General features: G+C 66.6%; 16 protein-coding genes. 11 read left to right on the top strand and 5 right to left on the bottom strand.

The annotated features are described in order from the left end of the window. Positions 1 to 19: 19 nt before the first annotated feature. A complete protein-coding gene (locus tag C8D78_RS10510; RefSeq protein WP_120953457.1) occupies positions 20 to 541 on the bottom strand; it encodes a class I SAM-dependent methyltransferase in 522 nt (173 codons plus the stop codon). A gap of 21 nt (positions 542 to 562) precedes the next feature. Beyond that, on the bottom strand, positions 563 to 1,423 hold the full coding sequence (gene purU, locus C8D78_RS10515) for a formyltetrahydrofolate deformylase (protein ID WP_120953459.1): 861 nt from the start codon (positions 1,421 to 1,423) through the stop codon (positions 563 to 565). Between the two features lie 325 nt (positions 1,424 to 1,748). On the opposite strand from purU, the gene glyA reads away from it, so the two are divergent. The 11 genes from glyA to C8D78_RS10570 all read left to right on the top strand — a co-directional run bounded on the left by glyA (position 1,749) and on the right by C8D78_RS10570 (position 11,498). Continuing rightward, positions 1,749 to 3,047, top strand: coding sequence for a serine hydroxymethyltransferase (gene glyA / locus C8D78_RS10520; RefSeq protein WP_120953461.1), 1,299 nt, complete (start codon positions 1,749 to 1,751; stop codon positions 3,045 to 3,047). Between the two features lie 3 nt (positions 3,048 to 3,050). Then, positions 3,051 to 3,974: a bifunctional methylenetetrahydrofolate dehydrogenase/methenyltetrahydrofolate cyclohydrolase gene (locus tag C8D78_RS10525; protein WP_120953463.1), complete on the top strand. Its 924-nt coding sequence runs from the start codon at positions 3,051 to 3,053 to the stop codon at positions 3,972 to 3,974. Between the two features lie 221 nt (positions 3,975 to 4,195). Beyond that, positions 4,196 to 5,107, top strand: a complete 912-nt coding sequence (locus C8D78_RS10530; RefSeq protein ID WP_120954071.1) for an ABC transporter ATP-binding protein — start codon at positions 4,196 to 4,198, stop codon at positions 5,105 to 5,107. Then, positions 5,100 to 5,957, top strand: a complete 858-nt coding sequence (locus C8D78_RS10535) for an ABC transporter permease (protein ID WP_120953465.1) — start codon at positions 5,100 to 5,102, stop codon at positions 5,955 to 5,957. Before C8D78_RS10530 ends, C8D78_RS10535 begins: the two co-directional genes overlap by 8 nt. Next, positions 5,954 to 6,802 carry an ABC transporter permease gene (locus tag C8D78_RS10540; RefSeq protein WP_120953466.1) on the top strand — a complete coding sequence of 283 codons (849 nt, stop codon included), beginning with the start codon at positions 5,954 to 5,956 and terminating at the stop codon, positions 6,800 to 6,802. Before C8D78_RS10535 ends, C8D78_RS10540 begins: the two co-directional genes overlap by 4 nt. Positions 6,803 to 6,825: 23 nt before the next feature. Beyond that, positions 6,826 to 7,182 (top strand): VOC family protein, encoded by a 357-nt coding sequence (locus tag C8D78_RS10545; protein ID WP_120953468.1) that lies wholly within the window; start codon positions 6,826 to 6,828, stop codon positions 7,180 to 7,182. Between the two features lie 57 nt (positions 7,183 to 7,239). Continuing rightward, complete coding sequence (locus C8D78_RS10550; RefSeq protein WP_120953470.1) at positions 7,240 to 7,803, top strand: hypothetical protein; 564 nt, start codon at positions 7,240 to 7,242, stop codon at positions 7,801 to 7,803. 10 nt (positions 7,804 to 7,813) lie between these two features. Further along, positions 7,814 to 8,647: an exodeoxyribonuclease III gene (locus C8D78_RS10555; protein WP_120953472.1), complete on the top strand. Its 834-nt coding sequence runs from the start codon at positions 7,814 to 7,816 to the stop codon at positions 8,645 to 8,647. A 17-nt stretch (positions 8,648 to 8,664) separates the two neighbouring features. Then, complete coding sequence (gene trpS, locus C8D78_RS10560) at positions 8,665 to 9,771, top strand: tryptophan--tRNA ligase (protein ID WP_120953474.1); 1,107 nt, start codon at positions 8,665 to 8,667, stop codon at positions 9,769 to 9,771. 4 nt (positions 9,772 to 9,775) lie between these two features. Further along, positions 9,776 to 10,387, top strand: coding sequence for a 2'-5' RNA ligase family protein (locus tag C8D78_RS10565; protein WP_120953476.1), 612 nt, complete (start codon positions 9,776 to 9,778; stop codon positions 10,385 to 10,387). Then, complete coding sequence (locus C8D78_RS10570) at positions 10,332 to 11,498, top strand: YihY/virulence factor BrkB family protein (protein ID WP_244208353.1); 1,167 nt, start codon at positions 10,332 to 10,334, stop codon at positions 11,496 to 11,498. The genes C8D78_RS10565 and C8D78_RS10570 overlap by 56 nt, the downstream gene beginning before the upstream one ends. Here the strand turns inward: C8D78_RS10570 and C8D78_RS10575 are convergent. From C8D78_RS10575 to sdhA, 3 genes are all read right to left on the bottom strand, one after another. Continuing rightward, entirely contained in the window at positions 11,461 to 12,225 is a 765-nt protein-coding gene (locus C8D78_RS10575; RefSeq protein WP_120953477.1) for an alpha/beta hydrolase family protein, read from the bottom strand. The two genes, C8D78_RS10570 and C8D78_RS10575, sit on opposite strands and share 38 nt — an antisense overlap. A 103-nt stretch (positions 12,226 to 12,328) precedes the next feature. Then, entirely contained in the window at positions 12,329 to 13,111 is a 783-nt protein-coding gene (locus C8D78_RS10580; protein WP_120953479.1) for a succinate dehydrogenase iron-sulfur subunit, read from the bottom strand. 1 nt (position 13,112) lies between these two features. Further along, positions 13,113 to 14,912, bottom strand: a complete 1,800-nt coding sequence (sdhA, locus tag C8D78_RS10585; RefSeq protein ID WP_120953481.1) for a succinate dehydrogenase flavoprotein subunit — start codon at positions 14,910 to 14,912, stop codon at positions 13,113 to 13,115. Positions 14,913 to 15,030: the final 118 nt, after the last annotated feature.

Here is a 15,030-nt window from a genome sequence, read left to right on the forward strand (position 1 = left end):
GAAGGGTCTGGGGAGTGGGTCAGGCGGGGGAGCGTAGGACCGTGAACTCGCCGCCGCTTCCCTCGCCGCCAGCCTGACCGCCGCCGCTCTGACCCCCGCTGCCCGCGCCGCCCTGACCGCCGCCGTCCTGACCGCCGCCGCCCTGACCACCGCTCGCGCTGCCCGCGCCGTGATGGCCGGGGGCCGGGATCACGACGGCGATCGGCGCGCCCGGTTCCGCTACCCGGCCCAGCTCGCGCACGACGTCGTCCCACTGATCGGGTGGGAGGCCCGAGAGGGCGTCCACCGCCCATACGGAGGAGAACGCGGCGTCGGCGAACGGCAGCGGTGCCGGGCCCGCCACGGAGGCCTCCAGCCCGTGCCCCCGGGCGATGTGGATGTTTTCCTCGGACGGGTCCACGCCGGTGAAATGGATGCCGGACTGCACAAAGTGCAGCCCGTCGGTGCCCGGGCCGCAGTCCAGCCCGAGCACGGCGTGCCGGCCCTCGGACTTCAGCAGCGCCACGAATGACTCGAGCAGGTCCCTGCGGGTGGATTCCATAGCTCTAGTCAAGGACTGGTTTCAGTTAAAGACAACCGTCCGGTTGCCGTCGAGCAGGACGCGGTGCTCGGCGTGCCACTGCACGGCCTGGGCGAGGGTGCGGCCCTCCACGTCCCGGCCCATCTGGACGAACTGCTCGGCAGTGCGCCGGTGGTCCACCCGGATGACTTCCTGTTCGATGATGGGCCCCTCGTCCAGGGCGGCCGTGACGTAGTGCGCCGTGGCGCCAATGAGCTTCACACCGCGGGCATGCGCCTGGTGGTAGGGCTTGGCGCCCTTGAATGAGGGCAGGAACGAGTGGTGGATGTTGATGGCCTTGCCCGTGAGCTCGGTGCAAAGCTCGTCGGAGATGATCTGCATGTACCGCGCCAGGACGGTGAGCTCGATGTCATGTTCTTTCATCAGGACACGGAGGGCGTCTTCGGCCTGGACCTTGGTGCCCGGGGTGACCGGGATGTGGTGGAACGGGATGCCGTAGAACTCGGCCAGGCCCTCAAGGTCACGGTGGTTGGACACGATGGCCGGAATCTCGATCGGCAGGGTGCCGGAGCGCTGCAGGAACAGTAGGTCGTTCAGGCAGTGGGCCGAGGTGCTGGCCATCAGCAGGGTGCGGACCTTGCGTCCGGCCGGGTTCAGGCTCCATTGCATTCCGAAGGCCTGCGCCACGGGCTCCAGCGCCGCCTGCAGTTCCGTCTGGGGCGCCGGGGTCGTCGCCTCCACCCGCATGAAGAAGGTGCCCGTGCCCTGGCTGCCGTACTGCTGGGAGTCCGTAATATTGCAGCCCGCCACGAGCAGGGCGCCGGCGACGGCGTGCACGATGCCGGGCCGGTCGGGACAGGACAGGGTCAGGATGTAAGAAGCAGTCAGGTTCGCGTCATTCACGATGAACAGCCTACCTGCGCTTCAACGGCGGTTTTGAAAGCGTTTTGGTAGTGTTAACCCGTCGCAACTGGCGTTGGATGGCTAACCATCAGGGAGCGGCACTCACGAAGACCACGGATCGTACGCCTGGGCCGAGGGTCATGTCTTACCGGTTGGCAGCACCGCCGCTGCCACGCCGTCGTCGGCGCCCGTCCAGGGCGCCAGCCGCCGCTGTCGCGGCCCGCTGTCAGTTCTGCTGGCAAGAGGCCCGTAATCAAGGGGCGATGCGACGGGCCAGCCGGTAGCCTGACCAATAGCCGTACCCGTTGCCTAACAGGAGTTCCTCGTGACTACTACTACCGCCACCTCAGCCGCCGTGAGCAACCAGCCGCTGGCCGAACTCGACCCGGAAATCGCCGCCGTACTGGCCCAGGAGCTCGGCCGCCAGCGCGGCACCCTGGAAATGATCGCCTCCGAAAACTTCGCCCCGCGCGCCGTGATGGAAGCCCAAGGTTCCGTCCTGACCAACAAGTACGCCGAGGGCTACCCCGGACGCCGCTACTACGGCGGGTGTGAGTACGTCGACGTCGCGGAACAGCTCGCGATCGACCGCGTCAAGGAACTCTTCGGGGCCGAATACGCCAACGTGCAGCCGCACTCCGGCGCGCAGGCCAACGCCGCCGCGCTCGCCGCCATGATCACCCCCGGTGACAAGATCCTGGGCCTGTCCCTGGCCCACGGCGGACACCTCACCCACGGCATGAAGCTGAACTTCTCCGGCAAGCTCTACAACGTGGCTGCCTACCAGGTGGAGCAGGACGACTTCCGGATCGACATGGACAAGCTGCGCGAGCAAGCCATCGCCGAAAAGCCCCAGGTGATCATCGCCGGCTGGTCCGCCTACCCGCGGCACCTCGACTTCGCGGCGTTCCGCTCAATCGCCGACGAGGTCGGCGCCCTGCTCTGGACCGACATGGCGCACTTCGCCGGCCTTGTCGCCGCGGGTCTGCACCCGAGCCCGGTCCCGTACTCCGACGTCGTCACCTCCACCGTGCACAAGACGCTCTCCGGCCCGCGTTCCGGGGTGATCCTGGCCAAGCAGGAATGGGCCAAGAAGCTCAACTCGGCCGTGTTCCCGGGCCAGCAGGGCGGCCCGCTCATGCACGTGATCGCCGCGAAGGCTGTGGCCTTCAAGATCGCCGGGACCGAGGAATTCAAGGAACGCCAGGAACGCGTGCTTGAGGGCGCCAAGATCATCGCCGAACGCCTCGGCCAGGCCGACGTCGCCGACGCCGGCGTCTCCGTCCTGACCGGCGGCACCGACGTGCACCTGGTCCTGGTGGACCTGCGCAACTCCCAGCTGGACGGCCAGCAGGCCGAGGACCTCCTGCACTCCGTAGGCATCACCGTCAACCGCAATGCCGTACCGTTCGATCCCCGCCCGCCGATGGTCACCTCCGGCCTGCGCATCGGCACACCGGCCCTGGCCACCCGCGGGTTCGGCGCCGAGGAATTCACCGAGGTTGCGGACATCATCGCCACGGCGCTGAAGTCCGGCGCTGCCACGGATATCGAAGCTCTGCAGGCCCGCGTGGACAAGCTCGCCGCCGACTTCCCGCTGTACCCGCAGCACGAGCAGTGGTAGTCCATGACTTCTGCTAACACTGCAAAAACAGCGCAGATCCTTGATGGCAAGGCTACCGCCGCTGCCATCAAGGCCGAGCTGAAGGAACGCGTGGCCGCACTCAAGGCCAACGGCGTCATCCCCGGACTGGGCACCATCCTGGTCGGCTCCGATCCCGGCAGCACCTGGTATGTCGGCGGCAAGCACAAGGACTGCGCCGAGGTGGGAATCACCTCCATCCGCCGCGACCTGCCGGAAGAGACCACGCAGGAAGAACTGCTGGCCGTGGTCCGGGAACTCAACGAGAACCCGGAGTGCACGGGCTACATCGTGCAGCTGCCGCTGCCCAAGCACATCGACCAGGACGTCATCCTGGAGGCCATGGATCCCGAGAAGGACGCCGACGGCCTGCACCCGATGAACCTGGGCCGGCTCGTGGCCAACGTCAGCGGGCCCATGAAGTCCCCGCTGCCCTGCACGCCCAAGGGCTGCGTGGAGCTCCTGACCCGGCACGGTATCAGCCTGAAGGGCAAGCGCGTCCTGGTGGTGGGCCGCGGCGTCACCATCGGCCGGCCGGTGGGGCTCCTGCTGACCCGCAAGGACGTCAACGCCACGGTCATCCTGGCCCACACCGGAACGGTAGACCTGCCGGCGGAGCTCCGGCAGGCCGACGTCGTGATCGCCGCCGCCGGCCAGCCGCACATGATCAAGGCCGGGAACCTCAAGCCCGGCGCGATCGTGCTCGACGTCGGCGTCAGCCGGGTGGACGATGGTAACGGCAAGGCCGTGGTCACGGGAGACGTTGACCCAGCCGCGGCCGACGTCGCGTCCTGGATCTCGCCGAACCCCGGGGGAGTGGGCCCGATGACCCGCGCCATGCTCCTCGCCAACGTGGTGGAAACCGCGGAACGCCACTTGGCCGCGGCAAGCCCCGCCGGACTCGCCTGAGGCTCTCCCGCGGTGGTTGCGCCTAGCCCCGGCCGGCGCAACCACCGCGGGAATCGGCGTCCCTCCCGGCCGGCGGGCATAACGAAACGAATACGTCAGGAGTTTTTACGAAAAGACTCTTTCATAGTTTGTGGGGATCCACTACCGTAGTGCGGGTGTCCGAACTTGCCTCGAAAGAATCACGCGTAAACCGCCCCTCCGACGACGCTCCGCAGTACGTCATCACCGCCGAGAACCTCACCAAACGCTACGGCGACGTCACCGCCGTCGACGGCATTTCCTTCCGTGTGCCCGCCGGCGAAGCCTTCGGCCTGCTCGGCCCCAACGGCGCCGGCAAGTCCACCACCATGAAGATGATCGGCGGAGTCTCGCAGCGCACGTCCGGCAGCCTGAGCATCATGGGCCTGGACCCCGAACAGCACGGGCCGGAAGTCCGCGCCCACCTGGGCGTGGTGCCGCAGCAGGACAACCTGGACGAGGAACTGAAAGTCCGGGACAACCTGCTGGTCTACGGCCGCTACTTCGGCCTGCCCATGAGCTACCTCAAACCCAAAGCCGACGAGCTGTTGGAATTCGCCCAGCTCACGGACAAGGCCAGGTCCAAGGTGGACGCCCTCTCCGGCGGCATGAAGCGGCGCCTGACGATCGCCCGCTCCCTCATCAACGAGCCCCGGATCCTGCTGCTGGACGAGCCCACCACGGGACTTGACCCGCAGGCCCGGCACATCCTCTGGGACCGGCTGTTCCGGCTCAAGGAACAGGGCGTCACCCTGATCCTCACCACCCACTACATGGACGAAGCCGAGCAGCTCTGCGACCGCCTAATCGTGGTGGACAAGGGCAAGATCATGGCCGAGGGGTCCCCGGCCAGCCTGATTCGCGACTACTCCACCCGGGAGGTCCTCGAACTGCGCTTCGGTTCGGAGCGCAATGCGAGCGTCGGTGCGGAACTCGAAGGCATCGGCGAACGCCTGGAGACCCTGCCGGACCGCGTGCTCATCTACGCGCACGACGGCGAGGCAGCCCTGGAACAGGTCACCGCCCGTGGCCTGCGGCCGGTCACGTCGCTGGTCCGCCGCTCGTCGCTGGAGGATGTCTTCCTGCGCCTGACCGGAAGGAGCCTCGTTGACTAGGGCAACGACGACGACGGTGACGGCGCCGGTCCTGCGGGCGCACTCGCCGGAAGTCTCGGCTGCCCGCGCCCGCCGCTGGGGCGCCTTCTACTACGCCGAACAGGTCCTGCGCGTCATGAAGGGCTACGGCTGGACCATCGTCATGTACGGCGTGGGACAGCCGGTGGCCTACCTGTTCGCGATGGGCGTCGGTTTGGCCACCCTGGTTCAGGCCAACGGCGCCGGCGCCTTCGGCGGGGTTAGCTACCTGACCTTCATCGCGCCCGCCCTGCTGATCTCCTCGGCCGTCATGACGGCCGCCAACGAGTTCACGTTCCCTGTGCTGGACGGCTTCAAATGGCGGCGCGTCTACTACGGTCCGCACGCCTCCCCGCTGACCCCGGAACAGATCGCCGGCGGCCACATCATCGCCGTGACCCTGCGCTTCCTGCTGCAGTCCGCCATCTACTTCGGCGTCGTCGCGCTGTTCGGGGCCGCACCCGGCGCCTGGGGCTGGGTATCGATCTTCATCGCCACCCTCGCCGGGCTGTCCTTCGGCCTGCCGCTGATGGCCTACGCCGCCACCATCAAGGAGGACCGCGGCCAGTTCGCCATGGTCATGCGGTTCATCGTCATGCCGCTGTTCCTGTTCTCCGGCACGTTCTTCCCGCTGGACACGCTGCCGCTTGGGGTCCGGTGGATCGGCTGGATCTCCCCGATCTGGCACGGAACGGAACTTGGCCGCGTGGTCAGCTACGGGTACGAGGAAGAGCCGTGGCTCACCATCGTGCACGTTCTCTTCCTGCTGGCCTTGGCAGTGGCCGGCTGGGTACTGTCCAAACGCCAGTTCGCCAAAAGGATGGCCTCATGAGCGTACTCACCGGAAATCTCAGCCCCGGTGACCACAGCGTCACCGAAGCCGCACGCAACCGGCGCTTCGGGCCCATCTACTCCCGCAACGTCCGCGCCGTCGTCGCCCGGGGACTCATGGCCACCAAGAGCAGCAACTGGATGGTCATGGTCTCCGGATTCTTCGAACCCGTGCTGTACCTGATCTCCATGGGCGTGGGCCTGGGCGCAATCGTCGGTTCCGTCCAGGGGCCGGGCGGGCAGGAGATCAGCTACGCCGCCTACATCGCGCCGGCATTGCTGGCCGTGTCCGCCATGAACGGCGCCGTCTATGACTCCACCTGGAATGTCTTCTTCAAGATGAACTTCGCCAAGCTCTACCAGGGCATGCTGTACACCTCGCTGGGGCCGATGGACGTCGCCATGGGCGAAATCTTCCTGGCCCTGCTGCGCGGGGCCATGTACGCCACCGGCTTCACGGCCGTCATGGGCGTGATGGGCCTCATCACCACACCCTGGGCCATCCTGATGATCCCGGCAGCGGTGCTCATCGCTTTCGGCTTCGCGAGCTTCGGCATGGGGATCACGAGCTTCATGAAGACGTTCCAGCAAATGGACTGGATCAACTTCGTGATGCTGCCGATGTTCCTCTTCAGCGCAACGTTCTACCCGCTCAGCGTCTACCCGCAGCCCATCCAGTGGTTCATCCAGGCCATGCCGCTGTGGCACGGCGTGGAGCTGCTGCGCCAGATCAGCGTGGGCGTGTTCACCCCGGCCACCGCCGTGCACGTCGGCTACTACCTGGTCATGATTGCCCTCGGCGTCCTGCTCACCACCGGCCGCCTGCGCCGGCTCTTCCTCAAATAGTCATCCAAGGAAACGGAGATCCCATGATCGGCACCTGGCACGCACTCGTGATCGACTGCGAGGATCCAGACACCGTGGCCGCCTTCTACCAGCACCTGCTGGGCATGATCCGGGTGCAGGAAGACGAGGACTGGATTTCGATCGGCGACGCCGCCGACCGTCCCGCCGTCGCCTTCCAGCGCGTGGACCGGCTGGTGCGGCCGCAGTGGCCGGACGCGGACCATCCTCAGCAGATGCACGTGGATGTGAAAGTCGGCGACCTCGACGCCGGTGAGGCGGAAGTCCTGAAGCTTGGCGCCGCACGACAGCCCGGAGGCGGAAAATCGTACCGGGTTTTCACGGACCCCAGCGGCCACCCGTTCTGCCTGGTCCTGTCCTGACGTTCGCCCCGGGTGGAAGCGCCGCGGACAGCCGGCCCCGTTTGCGATAATGGGCTCATGCAATCTCTGGGTAGCTCCTCATCCACGTCCACCGCGGCCAAAGGCCGGTTCTCCATGTTCCGCATCAGCGGGCCGGGGATGCTGATCTTCATCTTCGCGTTCACCGTCGCCGTGATCTTCGCGGCCAACCAGAACGACGTCGTGGGCTGGATCGTGGCGATCGTCGCCGGCGCCTGGCTGGCACTGGCCGCGTTTGTGGTGTTCAGCATCCAGCGGGCCGCCAAGAAGGCCGGGGCAAGGCTCGACGAGGCCCAGAACGCCTTCAACGCAGCGACCGGCCGGGCCCCGACGCCCGGCAGCGTGGACCACGGCGGCACCCGCGTGGTCAGTGAGGGCCGCGGATCCGAGAGCGTTCGCGACATGAAGCTGGACCACTCGTTCAAGATCGTCCAGGTCCAGGTCCGCGTGGTCGAGGAGGAGCGCGCCAAGGGCGACGCCGCGGACCAGGACACGATCCGCCGGGCGCTGGAAACCATGGAGATCACCGCGACCAACGCGCGCGACATGATCAAATCCTCCGGCGGCGGCGACGAACCCGTCAGCGGAACCATCATCGACTAGAGTGGATCGGGTGAGCTCGGCATTGGAGAAGGACCACCTTCGCATCGCATCAGTCAACGTCAACGGCCTTCGTGCCGCCTATAAGAAGGGCATGGCGGAGTGGCTTGAGCCGCGCGAGGTGGACATCCTCTGCCTTCAGGAGGTCCGCGCACCCGACGCGATCGTCCAGGAGCTCCTCGGCGAGGGCTGGTACATCCTGCACGCCGAAGCCGAGGCGAAGGGCCGGGCCGGCGTCGCCATCGCCTCGCGCGAGGAGCCGCTGGCCACCCGCGTGGGCATTGGGGAAGACTATTTCGCCACAACCGGGCGTTGGGTCGAGGCGGACTACATCGTGCGGGATGCGGCAGGGCAGGCATCGCAGCTGACCGTCGTGAGCGCCTATGTGCACTCGGGCGAGGCCGGCACGCCCAAACAGGAGGACAAGTTCCGTTTCCTGGACGTCATGCTCCAGCGGCTCCCCGAACTCGCCAAGCACAGCGATCACGCGCTGGTGGTGGGCGACCTCAATGTCGGCCACACCGAGCTGGACATCAGGAATTGGAAGGGCAACGTCAAACGTGCCGGTTTCCTGCCGGAGGAGAGGGCCTATTTTGACCGCTTCTTCGGCGACGAAATCGGCTGGAAGGATGTTCACAGGGGCCTGGCGGGTAACGTCGACGGCCCCTACACTTGGTGGTCGCAACGGGGCCAGGCCTTCGACAACGACACCGGCTGGCGCATCGATTACCACATGGCCACGCCCGCCCTCGCTGCTGCCGCAGTGTCGGCCGTTGTTGACCGGGCGCCATCCTGGGACACACGCTTCTCCGACCACGCCCCGCTGGTAGTGGACTACCGGCTCTAGTCTTAAGGCTTCCACGAATGACCTCCACTTCCACTGTGACCGACGCCGGCGTCGCCCCTGAACCTGAGGCAGCCGCCGGCAAAACCGCCCCGGCAACCACCGGGGCCCGGCACCGGATCCTCTCCGGCATGCAGCCCTCGGCCGACTCCCTGCACCTGGGCAACTACATCGGCGCCCTCGTGAACTGGGTCCGGATGCAGGACGAGTATGACGCCGTCTTCTTCATCCCGGACCTGCACGCGATCACCGTCCCGCAGGATCCCGCCGAGCTGGCACACCGCACCCGGGTCACGGCAGCGCAGTACATTGCCGGCGGCGTGGACGTCGAGAAGTGCACTCTGTTCGTCCAGTCCCAGGTGCCCGAGCACGCCCAGCTGGCCTGGGTCCTGAACTGCATCACCGGATTCGGTGAGGCGTCCCGGATGACCCAGTTCAAGGACAAGGCGCTCAAACAGGGTTCGGACCAGGCGAGCGTCGGTCTCTTCACCTACCCCATCCTGCAGGCCGCGGACATCCTGCTGTACCAGCCGCACGGCGTTCCCGTGGGCGAGGACCAGCGCCAGCACGTGGAACTGAGCCGGGACCTGGCGCAGCGGTTCAATACACGCTTCGGCCAGACGTTCACGGTGCCGCAGCCCTTCATCCAGAAGGAATCCGCGAAGATCTACGACCTGCAGCACCCCACCGCGAAGATGTCGAAATCCGCGGAGTCGCCGGCCGGCCTGATCAACCTGCTCGATGATCCCAAGGTCACCGCCAAACGGATCAAGTCGGCCGTCACGGATACGGAGACGGAGATCCGGTTCGACCGCGAGGCGAAGCCGGGCGTTTCGAACCTGCTGACCATCTACTCGGCCATCACCGGGCAGAGCGTTGACGCCCTCGTGGCCGCGTACGAGGGCAAGATGTACGGCCACCTCAAGGTGGACCTCGCCGAAGTGGTCACGGAGCACCTGACGCCGATCCGGAACCGCGCCAATGAGCTGCTGGACGATCCTGCGGAACTGGACCGGCTGCTTGGCCTCGGCGCCGACAAGGCCCGGGAGATCGCCTCGGTCACCCTGCGCGACGTCTACTCCAAGGTGGGGTTCCTGCCCTACGCCGGCTCCCACGGAGCCCGCTAGGTCAATGTCCGCCGTCAGCAAAGTCACCGCGAAAGCCGCCGCGTCGAACGGGCAGCGCAGCGAAGGCATCAGCATCGGTGTGATCCTGAGCTTCCCGGCGGACATCGCTGAGGAGCTCCAGCGCTGGCGTGCGTCGTTCGGAGACCCGATGGCCGCCGTCGTCCCGGCCCACATCACCCTGGTTACCACCACCATGACGCAGGACTGGGAAGCGACCTGCCTCCATGTGCGGGACGTGGCACGCCGGCAGGAGCCCTTCACGGTGACCATCGCCGGGACGGGGTCCTTCCGGCCGGTGTCCCCGGTGGTCTTCCTGAACGTGGAGGACGGCTTCGGGACCTGCGTGAACCTGCACCGCCAACTGCAGTCCGGCCCGCTGGAACGCGAGCTCCCCTTCGACTACCACCCGCACGTGACAGTTGCCCACGACGTCGCCCCGGAAAGCCTCGACGAGGCCGAAACGGTCCTCAAGGATTACAGGGCCACCTTTCCGGTGGCTAGCATGGGACTTTACGAGCACGATGACAATGGCATCTGGCAGCTACGGGAAGAACTTGATTTTGGGACCAAACCTGACAACGACAGAGGCCAGGACGGCACCGCAGGCGCCCGCTGAGCCGCCGCTTCCCACCGACCTGGCCGGGCTGAAACTGGAAGTCATCCGCAAGAGGGTCGAGTGGGGCAGGGTGCGGCGCTCCGGCGGCGGGGGACTGGCATCACTGATGGCCATGATGATGTGGCTGCTGGCCCGGGTCAACATGCTGTTACCCGTGCGTGCCTACGCGCACTATCTCCGCCAGCGCGGTGCGCTGCTCAGCGCCGGCATCGGGTTCAGGATGTTCTTCTCCATCACCGGCCTGTTGGCCACCGGATTCGCCATCGCCGGCATCTTCCTGAGCGGAAACCCGGCACTGCTGGATCAGATTATCAAGAGCGTAGCCACCGCCGCGCCGGGCCTCCTGAAGGTCGACGGCAGCGAGGGGCTCGTTGATCCCTATCAGCTGCTGAACCCGGCCAGCCTAGGCTGGGCCGCCGGGATCGCTGCCGTGGTAACGGTGTTCACGTCCCTGGGCTGGATCAGCGGCATCCGCGACGGTGTGCGCAGCATGATGCAGCTCGGCCCGCTGCTGATGAACCCTGTCCTGCAGATCCTCAAGGACATTGGCACGCTCCTCCTGATGGGGGTGGCGCTCGTGGTCAGCTCCGCCGTCTCTCTCGTCTTCGGCACCGCAGCGGGGTGGGTGACACAGCAGCTGCACCTCGATCCGCTGCTGGCGGGGCCCCTGACCACCTCCATCACGATTGTTGTGCCCCTGCTCCTCGGCTGGGGCACCGCCGTGATCATGTACCGGGTGGCCGCGGGGCTGAAACCGGCCCGGCGCTCCCTGCTGGAAGGCACAATCCTCGCCGCGGTAGGCACCACCGTGCTGCAGATCTTCAGCACCCAGCTGCTGGCCAGCGCGGGCAAGAACCCGATTCTGGCACCCTTCGCCATCATCATCGGCCTGCTGATCTGGTTCAACCTGGTCAGCCAGGTCTACGTGGTCTGCGCCGCTTGGGTGGCCATCCGGGAGGAGGACCTCAAGACCGCGCCCGCCGCCGCGACCATCGGCTGGGGCGCCCGGCGCGTCCAGCCGGGCAAAACGCCGGTCGAGCCCGGACCCCGCCGGCGGCCGCTGTCCGCCGCGTTCAGGCGTCGAGGTACTGGTCGGCCCACGCCGAAATAATCTTCGCGGCACGCGCCGCCTGGCCCTTGCCCGTCAGGAGGTGGTCGCTGCCCTCCAGCGAGACGAAGCTGCGCGGGTGGCGTGCCGTCTGGAAGATCGTGCTCGCGTTTTCGATCCCCACCGTGTTGTCGGTGGGGGAGTGCAGCACCATGAGCGGCTTGTGCAGCTGCCGGATGCAGTCGGTCAGGTCCGCGTTTTCCAGGTCTTCGACGAAGTGCCGGCGGATCTCCACCCGCTTGCCGCCGAGGTCCACCTCCGCGCTGCCCTCGTTCAGGATCCGGTCCAGCGCCGCGTCAAAGACATGGGCCACATGCTTGGGCGAAAAGGGGGCACCCACCGTGGCGACGGCCTTGAGCTCCGGGATCTGCCGGGCGGCGGACAGGACGGCCGCGCCGCCGAAGGAGTGGCCCACCAGCAAAGACACCCGCCGGTCCGAGTCCCGCATGAATTCGGCGGCCTTGACGGTGTCGGCCACCTTGTGGCTGAAGGACCCCTCCGACCACATCCCCGCGGACTCGCCGAGCCCCAGGTTGTCGAAGCGGAGCATGCCCACCCCGTTGTCTGCCAGGGCCTTGCACATCCGCGACGCCGAGGGACTGTCCTTGCCCAGGGTGAAGCCGTGCGAGAACACGCCCCAGCCCTTCAGGGGGCCGTCGGGCAGGTCCACAACGCCGGAGAGGAGCTCACCGGTGGATCCCTCGAAGGAGATTTTTTCTGAGCGGGACACGGTGTCCCCTTTCGTGTGAGCGGGAAGACGACGACGGCGCCCCCACCCAAAGGTGAGAGGCGCCGTCGTCGTGTTTCTTGTGGTGCTTGCGGAGCAGTGGTCGCTAGATCTTGCGGGCCAAAATGGCCTGCTTGACCTCGGCGATGGCCTGCGTGACCTGGATGCCGCGCGGGCAGGCCTCGGTGCAGTTGAAGGTGGTGCGGCAGCGCCACACGCCTTCCTTGTCGTTGAGGATCTCCAGGCGCATGTCGCCTGCATCATCGCGGGAATCGAAGATGAAGCGGTGCGCGTTGACGATTGCCGCCGGCCCGAAGTACTGGCCGTCGGTCCAGAACACCGGGCAGGACGACGTGCACGCGGCGCACAGGATGCACTTGGTGGTGTCGTCGAACCGCTCGCGGTCCTCGGCGGACTGCAGGCGTTCCTTGGTGGGCTCGTGGCCGCGGTTGATCAGGAAGGGCATGACTTCGCGGAAGGACTGGAAGAACGGCTCCATGTCCACGATCAGGTCCTTCTCCACCGGCAGGCCCTTGATCGGCTCGACCGTGATGGGCTTGGTGGTGTCCAGGTCCTTCAGCAGGGTCTTGCAGGCCAGGCGGTTGCGGCCGTTGATGCGCATGGCATCGGAGCCACAGACGCCGTGGGCACAGGAACGGCGGAAGGAGACGCTGCCGTCGATTTCCCACTTGATCTTGTGCAGGGCGTCCAGGACGCGGTCGGTGCCGTACATGGTCACGTGGAAGTCGTCCCACGTGGACTCCTCGGAGACCTCAGGGTTGTAGCGGCGCACACGCAGGTGGACGTCGAAGGACGGGATGTCCCCGCCGCCTCCGATGTGGGCGGGCAGTTCGATCTTGGATGCTGGCTCAGCGAGTTCAGCGCTCATCTTAGTACTTCCTCACCATCGGCTCGTAGCGCGTAAAGACCACCGGTTTGGTGGAAAGCCGGATGCCGGCAATTGCCTCTGCGGAACCATCCGCCGGAGCATGCTCATCCTTGTACGCCATGGAGTGCTTCATGAATTTTTCGTCGTCGCGCTCGGGGAAGTCCTCGCGGAAGTGGCCGCCGCGGGACTCTTCGCGGTGCAGCGCTGCCACGGTCATGACCTTGGCGAGCTCTAGCAGGAAGCCCAGCTCCACGGCCTCGAGCAGGTCCAGGTTGAAGCGCTTGCCCTTGTCCTGGACGCTGATGCGCTGGTACCGCTCCTCGAAGGACGCAATGTCCGTCAGGACCTGGTTCAGCGTCTCGGCGGTGCGGAACACCTGCATGTTGGCATCCATGGTGTCCTGCAGTTCCTTACGGATCGCAGCGACCTTTTCCGTGCCGTCGGAGGTCCGGACATGGTCCAGCAGGTTCAGGGTGTAGGCCTCCGGGTCTGCCGGGAGTTCCACGAAATCGGCGGTCTTGGCGTACTCCGCGGCGGCGATGCCGGCGCGCTTGCCGAACACGTTGATGTCCAGCAGCGAGTTGGTACCCAGGCGGTTGGAGCCGTGAACCGAGACGCAGGCGACCTCGCCGGCCGCGTACAGGCCCGGGACCACCGTGTCATTGTCCTGCAGGACCTCGGCGCTGATGTTCGTCGGGATGCCGCCCATGGCGTAGTGCGCCGTCGGGAACACCGGAACCGGCTCCGTGTACGGCTCCACACCCAGGTAGGTGCGGGCGAACTCGGTGATGTCCGGCAGTTTGGCGTCGATGTGCGCGGGCTCAAGGTGCGTCAGGTCCAACAGGACGTAGTCCTTGTTCGGGCCGCAGCCGCGACCCTCGCGGACCTCGTTGGCCATGGAGCGGGCCACGATGTCGCGCGGAGCGAGGTCCTTGATGGTGGGCGCGTAGCGCTCCATGAAGCGCTCACCCTCGGAGTTGCGCAGGATCGCGCCTTCGCCGCGGGCGGCCTCCGAAAGCAGGATGCCCAGGCCGGCCAGGCCTGTCGGGTGGAACTGGAAGAACTCCATGTCCTCCAGCGGGATGCCGCGGCGGAACGCGATGCCCATGCCGTCACCGGTGAGGGTGTGGGCGTTGGAGGTGGTCTTGAAGACCTTGCCGGCGCCGCCGGAGGCGAACACCACGGACTTGGCCTGGAAGACGTGCAGTTCGCCCGAGGCGAGGTCGTAGGACACGACGCCGGCAACGCGCTTCTGCTTGTACGGGGTGCCGTCCTCGCGGACCGCGTCTTCCTCGACCGTGAGCAGGTCCAGAACGTAATACTCGTTGTAGAACTCAACGTTGTGCTTGACGCAGTTTTGGTACAGGGTCTGCAGGATCATGTGGCCGGTGCGGTCGGCGGCATAGCAGGCGCGGCGGACCGGTGCCTTGCCGTGGTCGCGGGTGTGGCCACCGAACCGGCGCTGGTCAATGCGGCCCTCGGGCGTGCGGTTGAACGGCAGGCCCATCTTTTCCAGGTCCAGGACGGCGTCGATTGCTTCCTTCGCCATGACCTCGGCTGCGTCCTGGTCCACCAGGTAGTCGCCGCCCTTGATGGTGTCGAAGGTGTGCCACTCCCAGTTGTCCTCTTCGACGTTGGCCAGGGCCGCACACATGCCGCCCTGCGCCGCGCCGGTGTGGGACCGCGTGGGGTAGAGCTTCGTCAGTACTGCTGTTCGGGCGCGCTGACCTGATTCGATCGCCGCGCGCATCCCGGCGCCACCGGCACCGACGATCACGACGTCGTACTTATGGACCTGCATACCAGATGCTCTTTCTCTCAAAATTCGCTGTAACCCCACCGGCAGGTACGTGCCTGCGCGGTGAAGTCTCGTGCAATCTGCACCTGCGCTCGGCAGGGAAGATCAGGTGCCGGGGCGG

Source organism: Arthrobacter oryzae, assembly GCF_003634095.1.
GTDB classification, from domain to species: domain Bacteria; phylum Actinomycetota; class Actinomycetes; order Actinomycetales; family Micrococcaceae; genus Arthrobacter; species Arthrobacter oryzae.

What these genes read in the sequence shown, in the direction of transcription:
- C8D78_RS10510 (WP_120953457.1), bottom strand. Translation starts at nt 541, where the DNA reads ATGGAATCCACCCGCAGGGACCTGCTCGAGTCATTCGTGGCGCTGCTG.
- C8D78_RS10525 (WP_120953463.1), top strand. Translation starts at nt 3,051, where the DNA reads ATGACTTCTGCTAACACTGCAAAAACAGCGCAGATCCTTGATGGCAAG.
- C8D78_RS10540 (WP_120953466.1), top strand. Translation starts at nt 5,954, where the DNA reads ATGAGCGTACTCACCGGAAATCTCAGCCCCGGTGACCACAGCGTCACC.
- C8D78_RS10545 (WP_120953468.1), top strand. Translation starts at nt 6,826, where the DNA reads ATGATCGGCACCTGGCACGCACTCGTGATCGACTGCGAGGATCCAGAC.
- C8D78_RS10550 (WP_120953470.1), top strand. Translation starts at nt 7,240, where the DNA reads ATGCAATCTCTGGGTAGCTCCTCATCCACGTCCACCGCGGCCAAAGGC.
- trpS (WP_120953474.1), top strand. Translation starts at nt 8,665, where the DNA reads ATGACCTCCACTTCCACTGTGACCGACGCCGGCGTCGCCCCTGAACCT.
- C8D78_RS10565 (WP_120953476.1), top strand. Translation starts at nt 9,776, where the DNA reads ATGTCCGCCGTCAGCAAAGTCACCGCGAAAGCCGCCGCGTCGAACGGG.
- C8D78_RS10580 (WP_120953479.1), bottom strand. Translation starts at nt 13,111, where the DNA reads ATGAGCGCTGAACTCGCTGAGCCAGCATCCAAGATCGAACTGCCCGCC.
- sdhA (WP_120953481.1), bottom strand. Translation starts at nt 14,912, where the DNA reads ATGCAGGTCCATAAGTACGACGTCGTGATCGTCGGTGCCGGTGGCGCC.